The following is a 19,387-nucleotide window of genomic DNA, read 5'->3' on the forward strand; positions in this document are numbered from 1 at the left end:
GTCACCCGCCTTCCTGCGCACCGTGGGCGTCGAGGAACTCGGCCGGAAGCATGGCCAGTTGACTGCGCGGAAGGGTCAGCAGCACCTGCCACGCGCGCTCCAGCGTCTGCTCCAGGGTGCGCAGTTCGTCCTGCCCCTGGTGCACGAGACCGCGGGCGAAGGCACGGTCGAAGTCCAGATAGGTCCGGTCGGCGGGGCCGAGCGATCCCTCGCCCACGAGATCGGCCAGTTCCCTGACCTGCCGGGCACGGGCCAGCGCGGACAACAGCTGGGCGGCGACGTCGAGATGGTCCTCCCGGGTACGGCCGGGCCCCGCCCCCTTGCGCATCAGCCGCGACAGCGAGGACAGCGCGTCCACCGGCGGATAGACACCCTGGGCGTGCATCTGCCGGGACAGCACGATCTGCCCCTCCGTGATGTAACCGGTGAGGTCCGGCACGGGGTGGGTGATGTCGCCGGCGGGCATGGTCAGCACCGGCAGCACGGTGACCGACCCCGGCAGGCCGCGGATGCGTCCGCAGCGCTCGTAGAGGGAGGCCAGGTCGCTGTAGAGGTAGCCGGGGTAGGCGCGGCGGGCCGGGGTCTCGCCGCGGGCGGCGGACACCTCGCGCAGCGCCTCGGCGTAGCTGGTCATGTCCGTCATGACCACCAGGACGTGGCGGCCCTCGGCGAACGCCAGCTGCTCGGCGACGGTGAGCGCGATGCGCGGGGTGAGGATGCGCTCGATCACGGGGTCGTCGGCGGTGTTGAGCAGCAGCACCAGCTCGCCCGCGGCCGACCGTTCCTCCAGCGCGTCGCGGACGAAGTCGGCGTCCGCGTGGGTCACCCCCATGGCGGCGAAGACCACGCAGAACGGCTGCCCTCCGGCCGTCGACCGGGCGGCGATCTGCGTCGCCAGTTCGAGGTGGGGCAGGCCGGCCGCCGAGAAGACCGGGAGCTTCTGTCCCCGCACCAGCGTGGTGAGCGCGTCGATGGCGCTGACACCGGTCAGCACCGGCTCGGCGGGCGGCTCGCGGCGCAGGGGATTGACCGGGCGGCCGGCGACCGCCGATGCGGTGGCCCCGAAGACGGGCGGGCCGCCGTCGAGCGGTTCGCCGCGGCCGTTGCACACCCGGCCCAGCCAGCCGGGGCCGACGGGGATGCGCAGGGGCGAGCCGGTGAACTCGGCGCCCACGCGCGCCGGGTCCATGCCCGCGGTGTCCTCCAGCACCTGGACGACGGCCGTGCCCCGGTCCACCTCCAGCACGACGCCGTGGCGCCGCTCCCCCGACCCGAGGGTGAACAGGACGAACTCGTCCCAGCCGACCCCCTCGACCTTGTCGATGACCGCCAGCGGGCCGCTCAGCTCGCGCACCGAGGTGAACTCGGCGCGGCCCCAGTCGGGCACTGTGTTCACGACACCTCCCCGAGCCGGGCGAGCATGGTCGCGCGCAGGGTGTCCACGGTCGCCGCGCCGTGCGGGCCCGCCTCCTCGCGGGCGCGCAGGACGGGCGAGAAGTCGGCCTCCTCGATGTGTGCGGCCGGCACGCCCGCGTCCGCCAGTTCGTGGCAGCGTGCGACGACGGCCAGCACCGCCTCGGCGAGCGCGGCCGTCTTCCGGGTGCCGCTGTAGGCGTCCCGTTCGGACAGCGCGCTCTGCTGGAGCACGCCCTCGCGCACCAGCCGCCCGCCCAGGACGCTGACGCGTTCACGCGCGGGCAGGGCGGTGATGCCGAGCAGGTCGACCAGGTCGGCCAGCCGGTCGGCCTCGGCGAGCAGGCCCGCGATGCGGGCGCGGCGGGCGGGCGTGTCCGGGTCGTCCGCCGTCGCCCGGTGGGCGTCGAGCGCCTCGGTGTCGCGGGAGAACGACTCGGCCCAGGAGACGGCCGGGTAGTGGCGGGCGTAGGCCAGTTCGCGGTCGAGGGTCCACAGGCAGCGGACGAAGCGCTGGGTGTGGGCGGTGACCGGCTCGGCCATGTCGCCGCCGGGCGGCGAGACCGCGCCGATCACGGTGACGGAGCCGGTGCGGCCGCCGAGGGTGGTGACGGCGCCGGCCCGTTCGTAGAACGCCGCGATCGCCGAGGCGAGTCCGGCCGGGTAGCCCTCCTCGGCGGGCAGCGCGCCGGTGCGGGAGCCGAACTCGCGCAGCGCCTCCGCCCAGCGGGAGGTGGAGTCGGCGATGACGACGACGTCCAGGCCCATGTCGCGGAAGTACTCGGCGACCGTCACCCCCGTGTGGATGCTGGCCTCGCGGGCCATCATCGGCATGTTGGAGGTGTTGGCGACGATCACGGTCCGGTCGGCGAGGCGCCCGCCGGTGCGCGGGTCGGTGAGCGCGCCGAACTCGTCGATGACGTCGGCCATCTCGTTGCCGCGCTCGCCGCAGCCGACGTAGACGATGACGTCCGCGTCGCACCACTTGGCGATCTGCTGGAGCAGCACGGTCTTGCCGGTGCCGAAGCCGCCGGGGACGGCGACCGTGCTGCCCAGCGCCACCGGGAAGAGCAGGTCGATGACGCGCTGGCCGGTGTTCAGCGCCCTGGTGCTGCGCAGGCGTTCGCGGACCGGCCGTGGTGTGCGCACGGGCCACCGGGTGGTCAGCGGGATCATCGTCCCGGCCACCGTGGCGACGGTGTCGTCGGCGGCGAGGCGGCCCGGGGCGGCGATCGATTCCACGCGTCCCGCGCTGCCGGGCGGGACGAGCACCGGGAGCGGTACGGGCCCGGCGTCGTGGATCTCGCCGAGGACGTCTCCCGGCCCGACCTGCTCGCCCTCGGCGGCCCGGGGCGTGAATGCCCAGCCGGGCTCGTCCTGTCCGCTCCGGCCGTCGGCGCCCGGTTCCAGCCAGGCGCCGGCCGACTTGAGGGGACGCAGCAGTCCGTCGAAGATGCCGCCGAGCAGGCCGGGGCCGAGGGCCGCGGACAGCGGCCGGCCCAGCGGGCGGCACGCCATCCCGGGGGCGAGACCGCCCGTGTACTCGTACGCCTGGATCGTGATGACCGCGTCGCGGATGGCGACGACCTCGCCGGGCAGTTCGTCCTCGCCGAGGGCGACGAGGTCGTGCATGGCGGTGCCGCCGACGTGCTCGGCCTCCACGAGCGGGCCGGCGACCCGCAGGATGCGGCCGGTGCCGTGCCGGGTGGACGTCACGGTGCCCACAGCTGCTCCACCTCCCCGCCGGCCCGGTCCAGCGCCCGTTGTGCGAACGCGGCCAGACCGCAGTCGAGCCGGCGCCCCGGGGCGTCGCCGACGACACCTCCGCCGGGGGCCTCGGTGATCCGGGCGCCGGGGCCCAGCACCTGCCGCACCCGGGCGGTCAGGCGCCGGCGCACGGCGGGGTACGCGTCGGTGCCGCGCAGGGCCTCGACACGGTCCACGACCTGCCGGCACAGGTCCTCCCAGATCTCCCGGCGGGCGGCCAGCTCCCTCGACCGTGCGGCGCGGCGGACCCGGCTGCGGGCGGCGGCACCGGCGAGGTCGGCGTCGTGCGCGCCCTGCCTACGGGCCTCGGCGAGGACGGCCGACGCCTGCGCCTCGGCCTCCCGGACGCCGGCCCGGGCCTCCTCGTCGGCCTCCGCCAGCAGCGCCTCGGCGTCCGCGGCGGCATCCCGCAGAAGCCGCGCCCGTACGGGGTCCAGTGCCGGCGAGGCGGCGGCGGGCAGCAGCGTGGTCCTCATGACGGCATCACCGCCGTCAGCCGATCCTGCGCATCGAGCGGCCCGGACCCGAGAACGGCGGCCGCCGCAGGCGTGAGGATCACCAGACCCACCTCCGCCGGAAGTCCGCTCCAGGCGGCCAGGACCGCCTCCGGGTCCTCGGCGGGCAGGACGACGACTCCCGCCGTCGCCAGCCCGACCACGCGCTGCCGCTCGCCGATCGCTGCCACGTGCGTCATGTCAGGACTTCCCGATCAGGATGATGGCGACGACCAGGCCGTAGATCGCGATCCCTTCGGCGAGGCCGACGATGACCATGGCCCGGCCGAACAGCTCGGGCCGTTCGCTGAGCGCCGCGATGGCCGCGGCACCCGTGTACGCCACGGCGATCGCGGCACCGATCGAGGCGCCGGCGACCGCGATCGCGGCGCCGATCAGGGCCGCCGAGCCCGAGCCGGAGCTCTGGGCGGCGGCCGTGGCGGTGTGCGCCTGTGCCGCGCCGCCGCTCAGGGCGACCAGCAGGAGCGCGAGGGCCCCGGAGAACAGTGCCGCGTCCGCCGCGAGAACCCACCGCAGCGCCGCCTTGTCGCGACGGCGCAGCAGACGTCGGGTCCCGGCGAACGCCGCGACGAGCACGGGGAGCGCGATCAGCCAGGCGATCATGTCGTCACCTCCATGGCGGGTGGGGCGGCTGGGGGCACGGACGGTGCCTGCGTGGGCACGTGCCAGGGGCGGAAGGGCCGGCCCTCGGCGTCGAAGACCCGGGAGAACAGCTCGTAGAACTCCAGCCGCAGGGCCTGTACGCCCGCGACGAGCGCCTCCAGGGCGAAGGCGAGCGCATTGCCGAGCAGGAAGACCAGACATCCGGCGATCACGCCCACCGGCCCGGATCCGGTCAGGGCCGTGGTGCCCTGCCAGACGATGGCGCCCAGGGCGGCATGGGTGAGGCCGAAGGCCGCGAGCCGGGCGAAGGACACCGTGTTCGAGCCGATGCGGATCACCACGTCGAAGAGCTGGACCCCGGTCTGCAGGGCGCCGGAGGCGCCGCCGCCGGAGGCCGTGAACAGCCCGGTGCCGGCCAGCGCCAGCCCGGCGAGCGCGAGCAGCGAGCCGATCACGGCGAGCACGGGTGCGTGGGTCGCGGCGCCCGCGGCGAGGACCGCGAGGCCGAGGAAGACCGCGGCGCCCGCGATGCCGGACGCGGCGTACAGGGCACGGCTCGGGCCGCCCTCGCGCCAGCGGTTGACGATGCCCGCCGCGTAGGCGAGGGCGAGCAGGATCGCACCGACGGCGATCGCGGCGGCGAGCAGCCGCAGCGGTTCGTCGAGGGGGTTGAGCCACAGCACCGGCAACACGCCGGTGGGGCCGAAGAATTCGCCGTACGCGAGTCCCGCGAGGGTGCTCGTCACGCCGGCTCCGGCCACGAAGGGCCAGACGGGCCGCAGGGACGCCAGGCGGCGCGGCCGGCCGGTGCGCAGCAGCAGCGCGCCGAGCAGGAGCAGCAGGCCGTGGCCGGCGTCGCCGAACATCATCCCGAACATGGCGACGTAGGCGATTCCCGCGGGCAGGGTGGGGTCGACGTCGGCGTACGGGACGGTGCCGTAGGTGCGCACCAGGGGGACGAGGGAGCGCCGGACCGTGGTCGTGTCGTGGAGCCGGGTCGGCGGGTCGATGCCACGGGGTGCGCGCAGCGGCACCAGCGCGCCTCCGGTGCGCGCCAACCGGGCGGACAGGCGCGGCACTTCGGCCGCCGGGCACCATCCGGCCAGGGCGGCCGCGGCGCCGTGCCGCAGCGCCGCCTCGTGGTACGTCTCGAGCTGGGCCTCGCCCGCGAGCAGGTCGGCCCGGCCCGCGGCCCCGAGCGCGTCGAGGTCGGGTGCCGTCGGGGAGAGCAGGGGGCGGACGGGCCCCGCACCGAGCGCCTGGAGCCGCCGGGCGGCGGGCCCGGGCCTGCCGTGCCCGGGCTCCCCCGCTCCGTCGAGTTCGACGCATCCCGCGTCGGCCACGCACACCAGGGCGTCCCGCAGCACGGCGCGAGGGGCGACGACGGCCACCCGGTCCATCCGCGCCGGTGTCAGGGAATCAGCCCAGGAGCTCATCGAAGGCCTCCAGCGCTTGCCCACCCTGCTCGGCGCACTCCAGCCCGGCCCGCACCCGCCAGGCGTCGGTGCTGAGGACCGCCACCGCGCCCACGACGGGCGTCATGTCGAAGCGGGCCTCGTGCAGCAGTCGCAGGCCGTCGTGTTCGAGCGTGGTCCACCAGCGCGCCTCGGCCCGCCACAGGTCGGCGGGTGTCCCGACGTCCGCCAGCGCCCACTTGGCCGCCGCCGGCAGGCCCGCGCGGAACTCGCCGAAGGCGGTCGACCGCACGGCCGCCGTGCCGAGCAGACGCACCGCGTGCCGTGTGTCGGGCCGGCGACCGGTCACGAAGACCTCGCGGGCCCACAGCAGGGCGGCCTCGCCCGCCGCCCAGCGGGCGGCCGACGGCACGTTCGCCGCGGTGCGCGCGGCCGCCGACCACCGCATGGCGGTGATCACCGCCGCGGGCGACTCGGATCCGGGATCCCCCCAGGGGGACGCGGCGAGTTCGGCCCGCAGCTCCGCCGGACTGCGGGCCCGGGACAGCCGGGGCCAGACCGTCGACAGCGCCCCCAGCCGGTACGGCGGCGGCTGCGGCGCACCCTCCATGGCGCGCAGCAGGCCCCGGGTGTTGGCGATCTCGAAGTGCGACGCGAGCAGGCGTACGGCGGCGGAGCCGGGCCGCGGCTGCCACCCGGCCAGGACCCGCAGCTGCCACAACAGGGTCTCGGTGACCGCCCGTTGGGCCTCGGTGATGCCGGCCTCGACGTCGAGCCGGCGGCGGTAGGGGGTGGCGGCCAGCGTCCGCAGGGCGTCCGGCAGGCCGGGCGCGGCGGCCAGCCGCCGCGCCGTCGCGGGTCCGGCGCGCCCGGCGGCCATGGCCTCGGCCCGGGTCACCCCGGCGACCCATCCGGCGCCCATGACGGTCCCCTCTGCGGTCCCTCCGGCCCTGTGCCGGGCGGCCCGGTCAGTTCGCGGACGGTGCGGGCCGCGAGGCGCACGGCCAGTTCGTGGGTGCGGCCTCGCGCGCGCTCCCGCATCTCCTCCACGGCCCGCGCCGCCTCGGCGTCGGCGCGGGCCGCCGCGGCACGGGCCTCCTCGCCGAGCCGCTCCGCGGTCGCACGCCTGACCTCCTGGGCCTGTTCCCGCGCGGTCCGCACGATGTCCTCGGCCCGCCGGGCGGCCGTACGCCGGCGGGCGGCGGCCTCCCGCGTCGCGTTCTCGCGCAGCGCGGCGGCCTCGGCGGCGGTGTCGTCCAGGAGGGCCAGCGGGGGCTCCAGCTCGGCGGCGAGTTCGGCGGAACGGTCCGCGGGAACGGCGCCGCCGACGGCGGGGCCGGGTGAACCGGCCGGCCGGAAGCGCGCGAGGAACTCGCGGAATCCAGGCATGACGACCTCCGAGCCCGACCACGGCGTCCGCTGATGACCTGCTTTCACGCTACGAAAGGGGTGCGAAGGCCCACAGGGGCCGATTGACCTGCGGAAGGGGCCGGGCGGCCCTGTGCCCGCCGACCGCTCGGCGGGATGGTGAGCATAGGAGGCGCGTTGCGCGCGGACCACGGGAGGTTGCCATGAACGACCGTGACGCCCGGGAAGCAGGCGCGGCATCGGTGGAGGCCCGTCGTTCGGTGCCCACCGCCGCCCCCAAGCCGGCCGAGGAAACCCGTCAGAATCTGATGGTGCGCTATCTGCAGGCCATGGCCTCGCACGAGTCGCACGCCGACGAGCTGTCTCCCGCCCCGCACGCCGTGACCGGCCCGGCCCGGCGGGACGCCCCGCGTCCGGGGACGATCTCGGACCTCCAGATCAGCCACATCGCGCGGCGGACGGCGACCGGGGTCACCCCCGACACGCCCTTCGCGGACGTCGCCCACATGCTCGCCCGCGAGCAGCTGGGGGCCGTTCCCGTCGTGGACGCCTCCCGGCACGTCGTCGGCGTGGTCGCGGAGTCCGATCTGCTGGCCAGGGCGGCCACCCTCGCCACCACCGACGAACACACCGGCGCCCTGGGCAAGTTGCTCGGCCGCCGCTCGCGGGGCCTGGGCACCGGCATCACGGCCGGCGCGCTGATGACGACGCCGGCGCTGACCGTGCACCCCTGGACCCCGGTCGTCGAGGCGGCCCGCACCGCGGCCCGCTCCCGGATCCGGCAGGTGTACGTGACCGACCACAAGGGCCGTCTCGTGGGCGTCGTCAGCCGCAGCGAGCTGCTGCACGCCCTGGTGCGGGACGACGCCGCCCTGCGCACGGAGATCGTCTCCCACGTGCTGCGGGAGGAACTGGAGGTCGACCCCAAGAGCGTGGGTGTGCAGGTCCAGCACGGGGTCGTCACCCTCACCGGTTCGCTGCCCGCGGACCTCGTACCGCGGCTGACCGACGCGGTGGCACGCATTCCGGACGTGCTGGAGGTGGCGGACCACCTCACGGCGGTCTGAACCCCGGCGCGCGCACTTCAGGCACAGCTGCCGACGCCGACCAGGGAGGTCCGGCCATGACCCACACCGCCACGGAGACCGTCAGGCAGACCCCCGGCACGTACGGGCTCGACGTCACCCATGTCCACGGCGACGCCTTCGAGGTCGACATCCGCGGCCACCGGCTCCTGGTCGACCAGCCCACCGAGGCGGGCGGCACCGACGTGGCGCCCACACCGGTCGAGCTGTTCGCCGCCTCCCTGGCCACCTGCGTGGCCTTCTACGCCGGCCGCTACCTGCAGCGGCACGGCCTGCCCCGTGGCGGCCTGCGGGTGCACACGGAGTTCACCCTGGCGGCCGACCCACCGGCCCGCGTCGAGTCGCTGCGGGTCACCGTCACGCCCCCGCACGCGCTGTCCGACCAGCGCCATGAGGCCCTGCTCGCGGTCGTCTCGCACTGCACCGTGCACAACACGCTGCGGCTGCCGCCCAGGGTCGAGATCGGGCTGGCCCTGCCGGAGCCCTGAGCATGTCGCCGAGCCGGGCGTCCGCACACCGGGGCCAGGTGGTCCGGTGAGGCCGTGCCGCTGCAGGTGTGACAGGGCGGGTCCGCCCCCTCCTGCGGGCCGGGTGGCCCATGGCGGGCCCGGCTCCCGCGGCGAAGCGTGGAGGGGAGAAAGCCGTCCTACGAGCCTGGGGGTCCGGTGCCGAGCCGTCTCACAGCGAGTCTTCCGGCCGCCCGCGGCGCCCGGACCGCGGGCACCGCACCGCCGCCCGGCACATCGGCCCCGCCGGTGCAACGGCTGCCCGCGGACGAGGTGTTCACGGCCTTCGGCAGCTCGCCGCGCGGGCTGTCCGCCGCCGAGGCGGGTGCGCGGCAGGGGACGTACGGTCCCAACGAGCTGCCCCGCCCCCGCCGCAAGGGCGTGTGGCGGCGTTTCCTCGCCCAGTTCACCGACTTGTTCGCGCTCGTGCTGATCGCGGCGTCGGCGCTGACGTTCCTCGCCTACGCGCTGCAGGACCCCCGCGACGTCGGCAACCTGCAGCTGGCCTTCGCGATCCTGGGCGTCGTGGTGCTGAACGCGGTGATCGGCTTCGCGCAGGAGTACTCGGCCGAGCGGACCGCCCAGACGCTGCAGGCGATGGTGCCGCACACCTGCCGGGTGCTGCGGGACGGGGAACGCCTGGAGCTGCCGTCCGCCGCGCTGGTGCCGGGCGACCTCGTCGTCCTGGAGGCGGGCGACGCGGTCTCGGCGGACTGCCGGGTCGTCGCGGCCCACGGGCTGTCGGTGAACAACGCGCCGCTGACCGGGGAGAGTTCGGCGGTCGGCCGGGTCGGTGAGCCGACCGCGGCGGACACCGCCCTGGACTCCCGCAACTGCGTCTTCATGGGCACCACGGTGGTGGCCGGGTCGGGCAAGGCGGTCGTCTACGCCATCGGGGCGGCGACGGAGTTCGGCAGGATCTTCCGGCTCACCGACGAGGCCCCGAGCCAGAAGACGCCCCTGCAGCGCGAGGTCGCCGTGATGGCGCGGCGGGTGGCGGCGCTGGCCGTGGCGATCGGCGCGGGCATGTTCGCGCTGCGCCTGCAGACCGGGCAGCCCCTGGTGTCGGCCTTCGTGTTCGCGCTCGGGGTGATGGTCGCGCTGGTGCCCGAGGGGCTGCCCGCGACGCTGTCGGTGTCGCTGGCCATCGGGGTGCGCCGGATGGCCCGCCGGCAGGCCCTGGTCAAGAAGCTGCTGGCGGTGGAGGCCCTGGGCTCGACCACCGTGGTCTGCACGGACAAGACGGGCACCCTCACCCAGGCGGAGATGACGGTCACCCGGATCTGGAGCGACGGGACGTGGCACGAGGTGTCCGGCGTGGGGTACGCGCCGGCCGGCGAGGTGTCCGGTCCGGAGGATCTCGGGGACCTCATGCGCAGCGCGGTGCTGTGCACGGACGCGCGGCTGGTGCCCCCGGCGGGCGCCGACGGGTGGCGGGTGCTCGGCGACACCACGGAGGGCGCGATCCTCGTCGCGGCGGCCAAGGCAGGTCTGCATCCGGCCGAGGAGCGGGACGCGGCGCCGCGCATCGGCGAGTTCCCCTTCGATCCCGTGCGCAAGCTGATGAGCACCGTTCACCGGACACCCACCGGTGACGTCCTGTGCGTCAAGGGCGCGCCGCAGGAGGTGCTCACGCGGTGCCGCCGCATCCGTCTGCACTCCGCCGAGCACGATCTCGACGCCCCGCTGCGGGAGGGCGTCGTCGCGGCCAACGACACGATGGCGGCACGGGGGTTGCGGGTGCTGGCGGTGGCCGTCCGTCCGGTGGACGAGCTGCCGGGCACGGCGCAGGAGGCCGAGGCCGACCTGACCTTCCTGGGCCTGATCGGCATGCTCGACCCGCCGAGGCCCGAGGTCGCCGAGGCGGTCCGGGCCTGCCACCGGGCCGGCATCCGGATCGTGATGGTGACCGGCGACCACCCGCTGACGGCGGAGGCGATCGCCCGCCGCGTCGGCATCGTGACCGGTCCCGCGCCCACCGTCGTCACCGGCCCCGGCCTGGACGCCATGGACGCGGGCGCACTGGACGAACTGCTCGCGGAACCGGGGCAGTTGCTGCTGTGCCGGGTCAGCCCGGAGCACAAGATGCGGGTGGTGGCGGCGCTGCAGGAGCGCGGCGAGGTGGTGGCGGTCACCGGGGACGGGGCCAACGACGCCCCCGCGCTCAAGCACGCCGACATCGGCGTGTCCATGGGTGCCACCGGCACCGACGTGGCCCGCGAGGCCTCCGAGATGGTGCTGCTGGACGACTCGTTCGCCTCCATCACGGCGGCCGTGGAACTCGGGCGGTCCGTCTACCGCAACATCCGCAAGTTCCTGGCCTACCTCTTCAGCCACAACATCGCCGAGCTCGTCCCGATCCTCGCGGCGGCGTTCGCCGGCTTCCCGCTGGTGCCGCTGACCGCCGTGCAGATCCTGGCCATCGACCTCGGCTCGGACGTGCTGCCCGCCCTGGCGCTGGGCGCGGAGCCGCCCGAGCCGGACACGATGGACCGCCCGCCCCGCTCGCGCCGCGAGCGGCTGTTCTCCGCCGAACTGGTGCGCCGTTTCCTCTTCCTGGGCGCCGTGCAGTCGATCGGCGTGTGCACGGTCTTCTTCTGGCAGGTGCACGCCTCGGGGATCCCGTACGCGGACTTCACGAGCGACGACCCCGCCTACCGCAAGGCCATCACGCTCACCCAGGCGGCGATCGTGGTGAGCCAGTTCTTCAACGCCCTGGCCGTGCGCACCGACCGGCAGAGCGTGTTCACCGTCGGGGTGTTCTCCAACCCCCGCCTGATCGCGGCGGGTTGCTTCGGCATCGGCCTGATGGCCGCGATCAGCTACGTGCCGCTGCTGCAGGACGTGTTCAACACCGCGGCGCTGGGTGCCGCCGACTGGGCCGTGCTCGTCGGCTTCGGCGTCCTGCTGCTGGCCGCGGAGGAGGCACGCAAGTGGTGGGTGCGCCGCAGGCCCGCGCCCGCCGTCACCGGAAAGGAGACGACGCGATGAGGGTCATCGTGGTGGGCTGCGGCCGGGTCGGTTCCCAGCTCGCCGCCCAGCTGGTCAACGAGGGCCACGACGTGCGCGTCATCGACCGCGACCCCAGGACCCGGCGGCTGCTGCCCCCCGGCTTCACCGGCCAGGTCCTGCACGGCAACGGCTTCAGCCGCACCCTGCTGGAGTCCGCCGGTATCGCGCTCGCCGACGCGTTCGTCGCCGTCACCTCCGGCGACAACACCAACATCGTCAGCGCCCGTACGGCGAAGGAGACCTACCGGGTGCCGATCGTGCTGGCCCGCATCTACGATCCCCGGCGCGCCGACATCTACCGCGGCCTGGGCATCCCGACGATCGCCAGCGTGCGCTGGACGGTGCACCAGCTGCACCAGATGCTGCTGCACCGCCACCTCACCCCGGAGCTCGACTTCGGCAACGGCGAGACGCTGCTGGTGCGTTCCCGGCTGCCCGCCTACCTCACCGGCCGGCAGCTCGGCGGCCTGGAGGTGGACGGTGAGATCCGCGTGGTCGAGGTGACCCGCGGCGGCCGGTCGTTCCTGCCCACCCCGCACACGGCCGCCGAGGCGGACGATCTGGTCACGTTCGCCGTCGCCGCCGACGCCCTCGGCCGGCTGCGCGGCTTCCTCGACAAGGAGCTCGGCACATGAAGGTCATCGTCGCCGGGGCCGGACGCCTCGGCACCCAGATCGCCCAGGTGCTCGGCGCCGCCCGCAACCAGGTCACGCTCGTGGACCGGGACGACGACCGGGTCGCCGCGCTCGAGGGCCGGGTGCCCGCCGAGCTGTGCGCCGGCGACGCCTGCGAGCCGGCCGTGCTGGAGGCGGCCGGCGCCCACGCCGCCGACCTGGTCGTCGCCACCACCGGCGAGGACGAGGACAACCTGGTCGTCAGCCTGCTCGCCAAGCGCCAGTTCAAGGTCCCCCGGGTCATCGCGCGGATCAACGACGACGAGAACGCCTGGCTGTTCGACGCGCACTGGGGCGTCGACACCGCCGTGCCGGCCGCGGCGCCCCTCGTCTCCCTGGTCGAGGAGGCGACGAGCGCCAGCGACACGGTGGCGCTGCTGCGGCTGAGCAAGGCGGGCGTCGACGTGATCGAGACGAGCATCGGGCCGCACTCCCGGGCCGCCGGGCACACCCTCGCGGAGATCGCCGTGCCGCACGGCATCGTGGTCGCCACCGTCGTCCGCGCCGGCGATCCGCTGGCACCCGCGCCGGAGCTGGAGCTGCGGGAGGGCGACGAGCTCCTCGTGGTCTCCCACACCGCCACCCCCAGCGAGGTGCACGCGGTCTTCCAGTGATCCGCCGCGCGGGCGGGTCGGCGCCGGGTTCAGTCGCCGTCGCCCTCGCCGCCGGACGCCGTCTTGGAGTAGCCGTCGTGCCACGCGGCCTTGGCCCCCGAGTCGCCGATGCGGTAGACGTCCACGACGGCTCCGCCGGCGATCACGACCGACAGCACGGCGGCAACGACGCGCACCGGGGCGGCGGCCCAGCGGGTGCCGCGCCCGTCCCCGTCGGCGGACACGGAGGCGGCGGTGCGGCGGGTCGCCCACCAGACGACGACGGCCAGCACGAGCAGGCCTCCGGCCCACGGGAGCATCCCGTCACCGAGCTCGGCGTGCCGGCGTACCAGTGAGTTGCTGTCGACGTGCTCCTCCAGCCACTCCCCCGCCTGCGTGGTGAGCGGGACGCTCGCGACCGTGACGAGGGCGAGCAATGGCAGCACGATGCCCATGCGCCGCGCCGCCGCCGGCCAGACCGCGCACACGACGAGTGCCAGGGCGGTCAGGGGGACGAGTACGACGACGAAATGGACGAGCAGCACATGTGCAGGCAGGCCATTCACCAGGCTCATGGGGGGTTCCTTCAGCAGGTTGGGCGCATGATTGTTTTCGATCAGGCGCGCCACCCTGGCACAGGAAGTTCTCAGCTTCTTCTGAGAGCGGCGCTTTCTTGTCAGCGCCTCTCCGAAGGCCGTCTCAGCCCCGGGCCCCGCTGCCGTAGGGGGCGTACAGGTCGAGCAGCCGGGTGCGGGCCGCGCTCAGCCTGCGGTTGACGGCGTCGCCGACCCACAGGGCGATCCAGCGCCCCATCTCGGGATCGTCCTCGCACATCCGCAGGACCGTCCGCGCGTCGAACTCGTGGGCCCGCACCGGGCCCACCGTGCGGGCGCCGAACCGCCAGCGGTAGGGCTGGTAGAGCCAGGAGCAGCCGAGGAGTTCGCCGGACTCCACGGTGTCTATGACGGCCGGGCGGCGCCCGGGCACCCTCGTGTCGAGGGCGACGGTGCCCGACTCCACGATCCAGAAGTGATCGGCCCGGCCTCCCTCCACGAACAGGCGGGTGTCCGGCGGGTAGCGCACGTCGTGCGCCATGTTCATGAGCCTGCCCCGGTACACGGCGGGGAGCTTCCTGGTGGTCCGGGGGGTGATCGCGGTGGTCATGGCTGCGCCTCCTCGTGCGCCGGGCCGGCACGGCGGTCGTCGCGGGGACGTCGCCTGTCTTCAGCGTCGGCCACGGCCGGGGGCACCACATGGGCCGATCGGTCCCCGTCGCGGGGGCCGGACGGGGCCCTGTGGAGGCGATCCAGCCTCCACAGGGCCCCTTTGCCGCAGGTCAGCCGTTCCAGGTCCAGTCCGCGACCTCGGGCAGGTCCGTGCCGTGCTCGCGGATCCAGTCGTGGTGGCGCTGGCGGGCGTCCTCCATGCGCTGGCGCACGGCCGCGGCGCGCACCGCGAGTCCGGGGACGCGGTCGATGACGTCCATGACCAGCCGGTAGCGGTCCAGGTCGTTGCGGACGACCATGTCGAACGGCGTGGTGGTGGTGCCGGACTCCTTGTAGCCGCGCACGTGCAGGTTCCTGTGGCCGGCGCGGCGGTAGGCGAGGCGGTGGATGAGCCACGGGTAGCCGTGGTAGGCGAAGATCACCGGCTTGTCCGCGGTGAACAGGCCGTCGTACTCGAAGTCGCTCATCCCGTGCGGGTGTTCCTCGCGCGGCATCAGGCGGGCCATGTCGACGACGTTGACCACCCGGACCGCGAGGTCCGGCAGGTGGCGGCGGAGCAGCTGGGCGGCGGCGAGCACCTCCAGGGTGGGCACGTCGCCGGCGCAGGCGAGGACCACGTCCGGTTCGCCGCCGTTCTCGCTGCCCGCCCACTCCCAGATCCCGGCCCCGCGGGCGCAGTGGGCGCGGGCCTGGTCCATGGACAGCCAGTCGAAGCACGGCTGCTTGCCGGCGACGATCACGTTGACGTAGTCCCGGCTGCGCAGCGCGTGGTCGGCGACCGAGAGCAGGGTGTTGGCGTCCGGCGGCAGGTAGACGCGTACGACCTCGGGGCTCTTGTTGAGGACGTGGTCGACGAAGCCGGGGTCCTGGTGCGAGAAGCCGTTGTGGTCCTGGCGCCACACATGGGAGGTCAGCAGGTAGTTGAGCGAGGCGATCGGGGCGCGCCAGGGCAGCCGCCTGGAGGTCCTCAGCCACTTGATGTGCTGGTTGACCATGGAGTCGACGATGTGCACGAAGGCCTCGTAGCAGGAGAACAGGCCGTGCCGGCCGGTGAGGAGGTAGCCCTCCAGCCAGCCCTGGCAGGTGTGCTCGGAGAGGATCTCCATCACGCGCCCGTGCCGGTCGAGGTGCTCGTCCACCGGCAGGTGCTCGGCCTGCCACGCCTTCCCGCTGGCGTCGAAGACGGCCTGCAGCCGGTTGGAGGCGGTCTCGTCCGGGCCGACGACGCGGAAGTCGCGCCGGGAGGTGGTGTCCTACATGACCTTTTCGAGGAGGTCGCCGAGGACCCGTGTGGGCTCGTGCAGCGTGGTGCCGGGCTTGTCGACGGGGACGGCGAACCGGTCCAGGGAGCGGATGGGCAGGTCGCGTACGAGCAGCCCGCCGTTGGCGTGCGGGGTGGCGCCCAGCCGGCGGTCGCCCTCGGGCACGCAGGCCAGGGCGCCGGCGACGGGCCGGCCCTCGGCGTCGAACAGCTCCTGCGGGCGGTACGAGCGCAGCCACTGCTCCAGCTGCCGCAGGTGCTCGGGGTTCTCGCGCACACCGGCCAGCGGGACCTGGTGGGCGCGCCAGGTGCCCTCCACCGGCACTCCGTCGACCTCGGCGGGGCCGGTCCAGCCCTTCGGGGTGCGCAGCACGATCATCGGCCAGTGCGAGCGCTCCGCGACCCCGTCCTCGCGGGCCGAGCGCTGCAGCAGCGTGATGCGCTCCAGCGCGGTGTCCAACGCCTGTGCCATCGCGCGGTGCACGGTGGCCGGGTCGTCGCCGCTGACGTGGATCGGCGCGTGCCCGTAGCCGCGCAGCAGCTCGTCGAGCTCGTGCTCGGGCAGACGGGACAGCACCGTCGGGTTGGCGATCTTGTAGCCGTTGAGGTGGAGGATCGGCAGGACGGCACCGTCGTGGACCGGGTCGAGGAACTTGTTGGAGTGCCAGGAGGCGGCCAGCGGCCCGGTCTCCGCCTCGCCGTCGCCGATCACGCAGGCGACCAGCAGGTCCGGGTTGTCGAAGGCGGCTCCGTAGGCGTGCGAGAGCGAGTAGCCCAGTTCACCGCCCTCGTGGATGGAGCCGGGGGTCTCCGGCGCCACATGGCTCGGCACCCCGCCGGGGAAGGAGAACTGGCGGAACAGCCGCGCCATGCCGGCCTCGTCCCGGCTCACGTCCGGATACGTCTCGCTGTAGGTGCCCTCCAGCCAGGAGTTGGCCACCACCGAGGGACCGCCGTGGCCCGGCCCCCAGATGCACACGGCGTCGATGCCGCGCGCCTTGATGACGCGGTTGAGGTGGGTGTACACGAGGTTCAGGCCCGGTGAGGTGCCCCAGTGCCCGAGCAGGCGCGGCTTGATGTGTTCGGGCGTGAGGGGCTCCCGCAGCAACGGGTTGGCCATGAGGTAGATCTGTCCGGCGGCGAGGTAGTTGGCGGCACGCCAGTGCAGATCCAGGGTGCGCAGCTCCTCGTCGGTCAGTACGGTGCTGCTGTCCTGGTGTTCGGCCTTGGGCATCAGGGACTCCGGAAGTCATCGACGTGTCAACGGGCGATGGAGGCGGCATGGCCGGGAAGAAAGAGGCGGCGCTGCCGCGTAAGACGTATGAGAAGGAACTGCTGCGCCTGCAGACGGAGTTGGTGAGGCTGCAGGAGTGGGTGCGGGCCGAGGGCGCGCGGCTCGTCGTCGTCTTCGAGGGACGGGACGCGGCGGGCAAGGGCGGCACCATCAAGCGGGTGGCGGAGCACCTCAACCCCCGTGTGGCACGGATCGCGGCGCTGCCGAAGCCGACCGAGCGCGAGCGCACCCAGTGGTACTTCCAACGGTACGCGGAACATCTGCCCGCAGCGGGCGAGATCGTGCTCTTCGACCGGTCCTGGTACAACCGGGCCGGCGTCGAGCACGTGATGGGCTTCTGCACCAAGGAGGAGCACCAGCTCTTTTTGCGGCAGTGCCCGATCTTCGAGCGGATGCTGGTGGAGGCCGGGGTCCTGCTGCGCAAGTACTGGTTCTCGGTGAGCGACACCGAGCAGCAGGAGCGGTTCCGGCGCCGGCTGGAGGACCCGCTGCGCCGCTGGAAGCTGTCGCCGATGGACCTGGAGTCGATCACCCACTGGGAGGCGTACTCCCGGGCGAAGGACCAGATGATGGTCCACACGGACATCAGCGAGGCGCCGTGGTTCGTCGTGGAGAGCGACGACAAGCGCCGGGCACGGCTGAACATGATCGCCCACCTGCTGAGCACCGTGCCGTACCACGACGTGCCGCCGCCCGTGCTGAAGCTGCCGGACCGGCCGGCGTCGACCGGCTACCTGCGCACGCCGCGCGATCTCCAGAACTACGTTCCCGACCACACGGCCAGCCTGTAAGCGGATCACTGCGCCCGCACCTTCTGCGGCACCACGGCGACCGGGCAGGCGGAGTGGTGCAGCAGCGCGTGGGCCACGCGGCCCAGCTGCATCCCGAAGTGCCCTTCCCGGCGCTTGGCCCCGACGACCAGGAGGTCGGCCTCGTGCGAGAGGTCGGCCAGCACCTTGCGGGCGTGGCCCTCGACGGTGCGGCGGCGCACGTCGGCGTCGGCGGGGACGCCCGTCAGCGCGCCCTCCAGCGCCTTCACGGCCCGCTCCTCGTGCAGCCGGGCGGGCTCGCCGGCCATCAGCGGGTGGTCGGTGGTCTCGTGCGCGGGGCACCGCCAGGCCCGTACGGCCTCCAGCGGGACGCCGCGGCGGCGCGCCTCGTCGACGGCGAAGCGGACGGCCGGGGTCTCCTCCGGGTCCTCCCCGACGCCGAGCAGGATCCGCCCATGGGTTCCCGGCACCGCCTGCTTGTCGTGGCTGCCGCGCAGCACGATCACGGGGCAGTCGGCCTGCGCGGCCACGCTCAGGCCGACGGAGCCCAGCAGGAACTCGGCGATGCCGCTGCGGCCGCGGCTGCCCACCACCACCGCGGAGGCCGTCCGCCCCTCGTGGACCAGGGTGTACTCGGGCTCCTCGGGCAGCACCACGGGCGTCACCTTGACGTCCGGACGGCGGGCGAGCGCCCGCCGGGCGGCGTGCTCGACGACGTCCTCGGCGAGCACCTCCTCGGACGGCTTGCCGAGGTCGGCCGAGAGCGAGCCGCCCTCGTAGCGCTCCCACAGCGAGGCGTACACCACCCGCAGCGGCACGCCGTGCAGCGCGGCCTCGTCGGCGGCCCAGTCGACGGCCCGCAGGCTCGGCTCGGAGCCGTCCACGCCCACGACCAGGGGGAGGTCCATCATCGTTCCGACTCCTCAGGGTTGGTGTCAGTCGTGCGCGACGACCACGACGGGCGCCGCGGCGTGGTGCAGGGCCGCGTGGGTGACGTGCCCGATGTGGGTTCCGACGAGGCTGCGGCGCGCGCGGCGGCCGACGACGACCAGCGAGGCGGCCGCCGAGGCGTTGACGACGTGCAGCGCGGGGCTGCCGAACCGGGACTTCTCGGTGACCTCGACGTCGGGGTACTTCTGCCGCCAGGGGCGCAGGGCCTCGGTCAGGGCCGTGGACTCGCGCAGGGCGGCCGCGTTGTGCGCGGCCAGGTCGCCCGACATGCCGTAGGCGTAGTAGGGCGGCGGGTTCCAGCCGTGCACCACGGTGAGGGACGTCTCGCGCCGGACGGCGGCGTCGAAGGCGAACTCCAGCAGCGTGTCGTCGGGGTGCCTGGTGTCCAGGCCGAGGACGACGGGCCGGAAGGGTGCGGATGCCGAGGGGACGCCGGACGGGTCCGGCTCGTGCTCGTCGGCGGCCTGTTCGCCGGCCCGGACCAGCACCACGGGACGCGCGGTGTGCGCCACGACGGAGAGGCCGACGGAGCCGACCATGAACCCGCCGATTCCGCCCAGCGCACGCGAGCCGAGGACCAGCAGTTCGGCCGTCCCGGCCGCCGTGGCCAGCACCTCGGCGGGCCGGCCGCTCGGCTGCTCCGTGGTCACGACCAGCCCGGGGTGACGCAGCCGGACGCCCTCGGCGCTCTCGCGCGGGACGCGGTCGGACCAGTCCTGCATCGTCTCGCCACCGACCAGCGGGGCCTGTGCCATGGGCTCCGGGAGCGGCTCCCTGACATGAACGATCTTCAACGGCAGGTCACGCAGCATCGCCTCGCGCGCCGCCCACTCCACCGCGGCGCGGCTCTCTGGCGAGCCGTCCAGACCTGCGACAACGGTGCGCACCATGGTTCGCCTCCTGATCGGTACCTGTGTCCAGCGTGGCCTCCCGG

At 74.3% G+C, this 19,387-nt stretch carries 18 protein-coding genes and 1 pseudogene; 6 read left to right on the forward strand and 13 right to left on the reverse strand.

The genetic code is table 11. The annotated features are described in order from the left end of the window. Position 1: 1 nt before the first annotated feature. From ACFU97_RS36680 to ACFU97_RS36715, 8 genes are read right to left on the reverse strand one after another with little or no spacing between them, the layout of a single operon-like run. Positions 2 to 1,387 (reverse strand): V-type ATP synthase subunit B, encoded by a 1,386-nt coding sequence (locus ACFU97_RS36680; protein ID WP_384265213.1) that lies wholly within the window; start codon positions 1,385 to 1,387, stop codon positions 2 to 4. A gap of 5 nt (positions 1,388 to 1,392) precedes the next feature. Further along, positions 1,393 to 3,138: a V-type ATP synthase subunit A gene (locus tag ACFU97_RS36685; protein ID WP_384265116.1), complete on the reverse strand. Its 1,746-nt coding sequence runs from the start codon at positions 3,136 to 3,138 to the stop codon at positions 1,393 to 1,395. Beyond that, a complete protein-coding gene (locus ACFU97_RS36690) occupies positions 3,126 to 3,656 on the reverse strand; it encodes a V-type ATP synthase subunit E family protein (RefSeq protein WP_384265118.1) in 531 nt (176 codons plus the stop codon). Before ACFU97_RS36690 ends, ACFU97_RS36685 begins: the two co-directional genes overlap by 13 nt. Next, positions 3,653 to 3,874: a hypothetical protein gene (locus tag ACFU97_RS36695; RefSeq protein WP_384265119.1), complete on the reverse strand. Its 222-nt coding sequence runs from the start codon at positions 3,872 to 3,874 to the stop codon at positions 3,653 to 3,655. Before ACFU97_RS36695 ends, ACFU97_RS36690 begins: the two co-directional genes overlap by 4 nt. A gap of 1 nt (position 3,875) precedes the next feature. Continuing rightward, on the reverse strand, positions 3,876 to 4,298 hold the full coding sequence (locus ACFU97_RS36700) for an ATP synthase subunit C (RefSeq protein WP_384265120.1): 423 nt from the start codon (positions 4,296 to 4,298) through the stop codon (positions 3,876 to 3,878). Then, positions 4,295 to 5,734, reverse strand: a complete 1,440-nt coding sequence (locus ACFU97_RS36705; RefSeq protein WP_384265122.1) for a V-type ATPase 116kDa subunit family protein — start codon at positions 5,732 to 5,734, stop codon at positions 4,295 to 4,297. Before ACFU97_RS36705 ends, ACFU97_RS36700 begins: the two co-directional genes overlap by 4 nt. Then, complete coding sequence (locus ACFU97_RS36710; RefSeq protein ID WP_384265123.1) at positions 5,718 to 6,635, reverse strand: V-type ATPase subunit; 918 nt, start codon at positions 6,633 to 6,635, stop codon at positions 5,718 to 5,720. Before ACFU97_RS36710 ends, ACFU97_RS36705 begins: the two co-directional genes overlap by 17 nt. Next, a complete protein-coding gene (locus tag ACFU97_RS36715) occupies positions 6,608 to 7,102 on the reverse strand; it encodes a hypothetical protein (RefSeq protein WP_384265124.1) in 495 nt (164 codons plus the stop codon). The genes ACFU97_RS36710 and ACFU97_RS36715 overlap by 28 nt, the downstream gene beginning before the upstream one ends. 182 nt (positions 7,103 to 7,284) lie before the next feature. On the opposite strand from ACFU97_RS36715, the gene ACFU97_RS36720 reads away from it, so the two are divergent. From ACFU97_RS36720 to ACFU97_RS36740, 5 genes are all read left to right on the forward strand, one after another. After that, positions 7,285 to 8,148, forward strand: coding sequence for a CBS domain-containing protein (locus ACFU97_RS36720; protein WP_384265126.1), 864 nt, complete (start codon positions 7,285 to 7,287; stop codon positions 8,146 to 8,148). A gap of 56 nt (positions 8,149 to 8,204) precedes the next feature. After that, positions 8,205 to 8,654: an OsmC family protein gene (locus tag ACFU97_RS36725; RefSeq protein WP_384265127.1), complete on the forward strand. Its 450-nt coding sequence runs from the start codon at positions 8,205 to 8,207 to the stop codon at positions 8,652 to 8,654. A 177-nt stretch (positions 8,655 to 8,831) separates the two neighbouring features. Next, a complete protein-coding gene (locus tag ACFU97_RS36730; protein WP_384265128.1) occupies positions 8,832 to 11,663 on the forward strand; it encodes a cation-translocating P-type ATPase in 2,832 nt (943 codons plus the stop codon). Further along, positions 11,660 to 12,319, forward strand: coding sequence for a potassium channel family protein (locus ACFU97_RS36735; RefSeq protein ID WP_384265130.1), 660 nt, complete (start codon positions 11,660 to 11,662; stop codon positions 12,317 to 12,319). The genes ACFU97_RS36730 and ACFU97_RS36735 overlap by 4 nt, the downstream gene beginning before the upstream one ends. Further along, positions 12,316 to 12,972 carry a potassium channel family protein gene (locus tag ACFU97_RS36740; protein WP_384265131.1) on the forward strand — a complete coding sequence of 219 codons (657 nt, stop codon included), beginning with the start codon at positions 12,316 to 12,318 and terminating at the stop codon, positions 12,970 to 12,972. The genes ACFU97_RS36735 and ACFU97_RS36740 overlap by 4 nt, the downstream gene beginning before the upstream one ends. 29 nt (positions 12,973 to 13,001) lie before the next feature. On the opposite strand, the gene ACFU97_RS36745 is transcribed toward ACFU97_RS36740, so the two are convergent. The 3 genes and pseudogenes from ACFU97_RS36745 to ACFU97_RS36755 all read right to left on the reverse strand — a co-directional run bounded on the left by ACFU97_RS36745 (position 13,002) and on the right by ACFU97_RS36755 (position 16,672). Continuing rightward, entirely contained in the window at positions 13,002 to 13,526 is a 525-nt protein-coding gene (locus ACFU97_RS36745; RefSeq protein WP_384265133.1) for a DUF2231 domain-containing protein, read from the reverse strand. Between the two features lie 124 nt (positions 13,527 to 13,650). Continuing rightward, a complete protein-coding gene (locus ACFU97_RS36750; RefSeq protein WP_384265135.1) occupies positions 13,651 to 14,115 on the reverse strand; it encodes a cyclic nucleotide-binding domain-containing protein in 465 nt (154 codons plus the stop codon). 172 nt (positions 14,116 to 14,287) lie between these two features. After that, positions 14,288 to 16,672, reverse strand: a pseudogene (locus ACFU97_RS36755) (phosphoketolase). 47 nt (positions 16,673 to 16,719) lie between these two features. Here ACFU97_RS36755 and ppk2 point away from each other — a divergent pair. Beyond that, positions 16,720 to 17,523 (forward strand): polyphosphate kinase 2, encoded by an 804-nt coding sequence (gene ppk2 / locus ACFU97_RS36760; protein ID WP_384265137.1) that lies wholly within the window; start codon positions 16,720 to 16,722, stop codon positions 17,521 to 17,523. Between the two features lie 5 nt (positions 17,524 to 17,528). Here ppk2 and ACFU97_RS36765 read toward each other — a convergent pair whose 3' ends face one another. Together ACFU97_RS36765 and ACFU97_RS36770 are read right to left on the reverse strand one after the other, a co-directional pair. Next, on the reverse strand, positions 17,529 to 18,410 hold the full coding sequence (locus ACFU97_RS36765; protein ID WP_384265215.1) for a universal stress protein: 882 nt from the start codon (positions 18,408 to 18,410) through the stop codon (positions 17,529 to 17,531). Positions 18,411 to 18,437: 27 nt separating this feature from the next. Next, a complete protein-coding gene (locus tag ACFU97_RS36770; RefSeq protein ID WP_384265139.1) occupies positions 18,438 to 19,343 on the reverse strand; it encodes a universal stress protein in 906 nt (301 codons plus the stop codon). Between the last annotated feature and the right edge of the window lie 44 nt (positions 19,344 to 19,387).

The sequence above is a fragment of the Streptomyces sp. NPDC057616 genome, assembly GCF_042800575.1.
Taxonomy (GTDB): domain Bacteria; phylum Actinomycetota; class Actinomycetes; order Streptomycetales; family Streptomycetaceae; genus Streptomyces.

Coding starts and splice junctions, on each gene's coding strand:
- ACFU97_RS36690 (WP_384265118.1), bottom strand. CDS start 3,656: ATGAGGACCACGCTGCTGCCCGCCGCCGCCTCGCCGGCACTGGACCCC.
- ACFU97_RS36695 (WP_384265119.1), bottom strand. CDS start 3,874: ATGACGCACGTGGCAGCGATCGGCGAGCGGCAGCGCGTGGTCGGGCTG.
- ACFU97_RS36700 (WP_384265120.1), bottom strand. CDS start 4,298: ATGATCGCCTGGCTGATCGCGCTCCCCGTGCTCGTCGCGGCGTTCGCC.
- ACFU97_RS36705 (WP_384265122.1), bottom strand. CDS start 5,734: ATGAGCTCCTGGGCTGATTCCCTGACACCGGCGCGGATGGACCGGGTG.
- ACFU97_RS36710 (WP_384265123.1), bottom strand. CDS start 6,635: ATGGGCGCCGGATGGGTCGCCGGGGTGACCCGGGCCGAGGCCATGGCC.
- ACFU97_RS36715 (WP_384265124.1), bottom strand. CDS start 7,102: ATGCCTGGATTCCGCGAGTTCCTCGCGCGCTTCCGGCCGGCCGGTTCA.
- ACFU97_RS36720 (WP_384265126.1), top strand. CDS start 7,285: ATGAACGACCGTGACGCCCGGGAAGCAGGCGCGGCATCGGTGGAGGCC.
- ACFU97_RS36725 (WP_384265127.1), top strand. CDS start 8,205: ATGACCCACACCGCCACGGAGACCGTCAGGCAGACCCCCGGCACGTAC.
- ACFU97_RS36735 (WP_384265130.1), top strand. CDS start 11,660: ATGAGGGTCATCGTGGTGGGCTGCGGCCGGGTCGGTTCCCAGCTCGCC.
- ACFU97_RS36740 (WP_384265131.1), top strand. CDS start 12,316: ATGAAGGTCATCGTCGCCGGGGCCGGACGCCTCGGCACCCAGATCGCC.
- ACFU97_RS36745 (WP_384265133.1), bottom strand. CDS start 13,526: ATGAGCCTGGTGAATGGCCTGCCTGCACATGTGCTGCTCGTCCATTTC.
- ACFU97_RS36750 (WP_384265135.1), bottom strand. CDS start 14,115: ATGACCACCGCGATCACCCCCCGGACCACCAGGAAGCTCCCCGCCGTG.
- ppk2 (WP_384265137.1), top strand. CDS start 16,720: ATGGCCGGGAAGAAAGAGGCGGCGCTGCCGCGTAAGACGTATGAGAAG.
- ACFU97_RS36765 (WP_384265215.1), bottom strand. CDS start 18,410: ATGGACCTCCCCCTGGTCGTGGGCGTGGACGGCTCCGAGCCGAGCCTG.
- ACFU97_RS36770 (WP_384265139.1), bottom strand. CDS start 19,343: ATGGTGCGCACCGTTGTCGCAGGTCTGGACGGCTCGCCAGAGAGCCGC.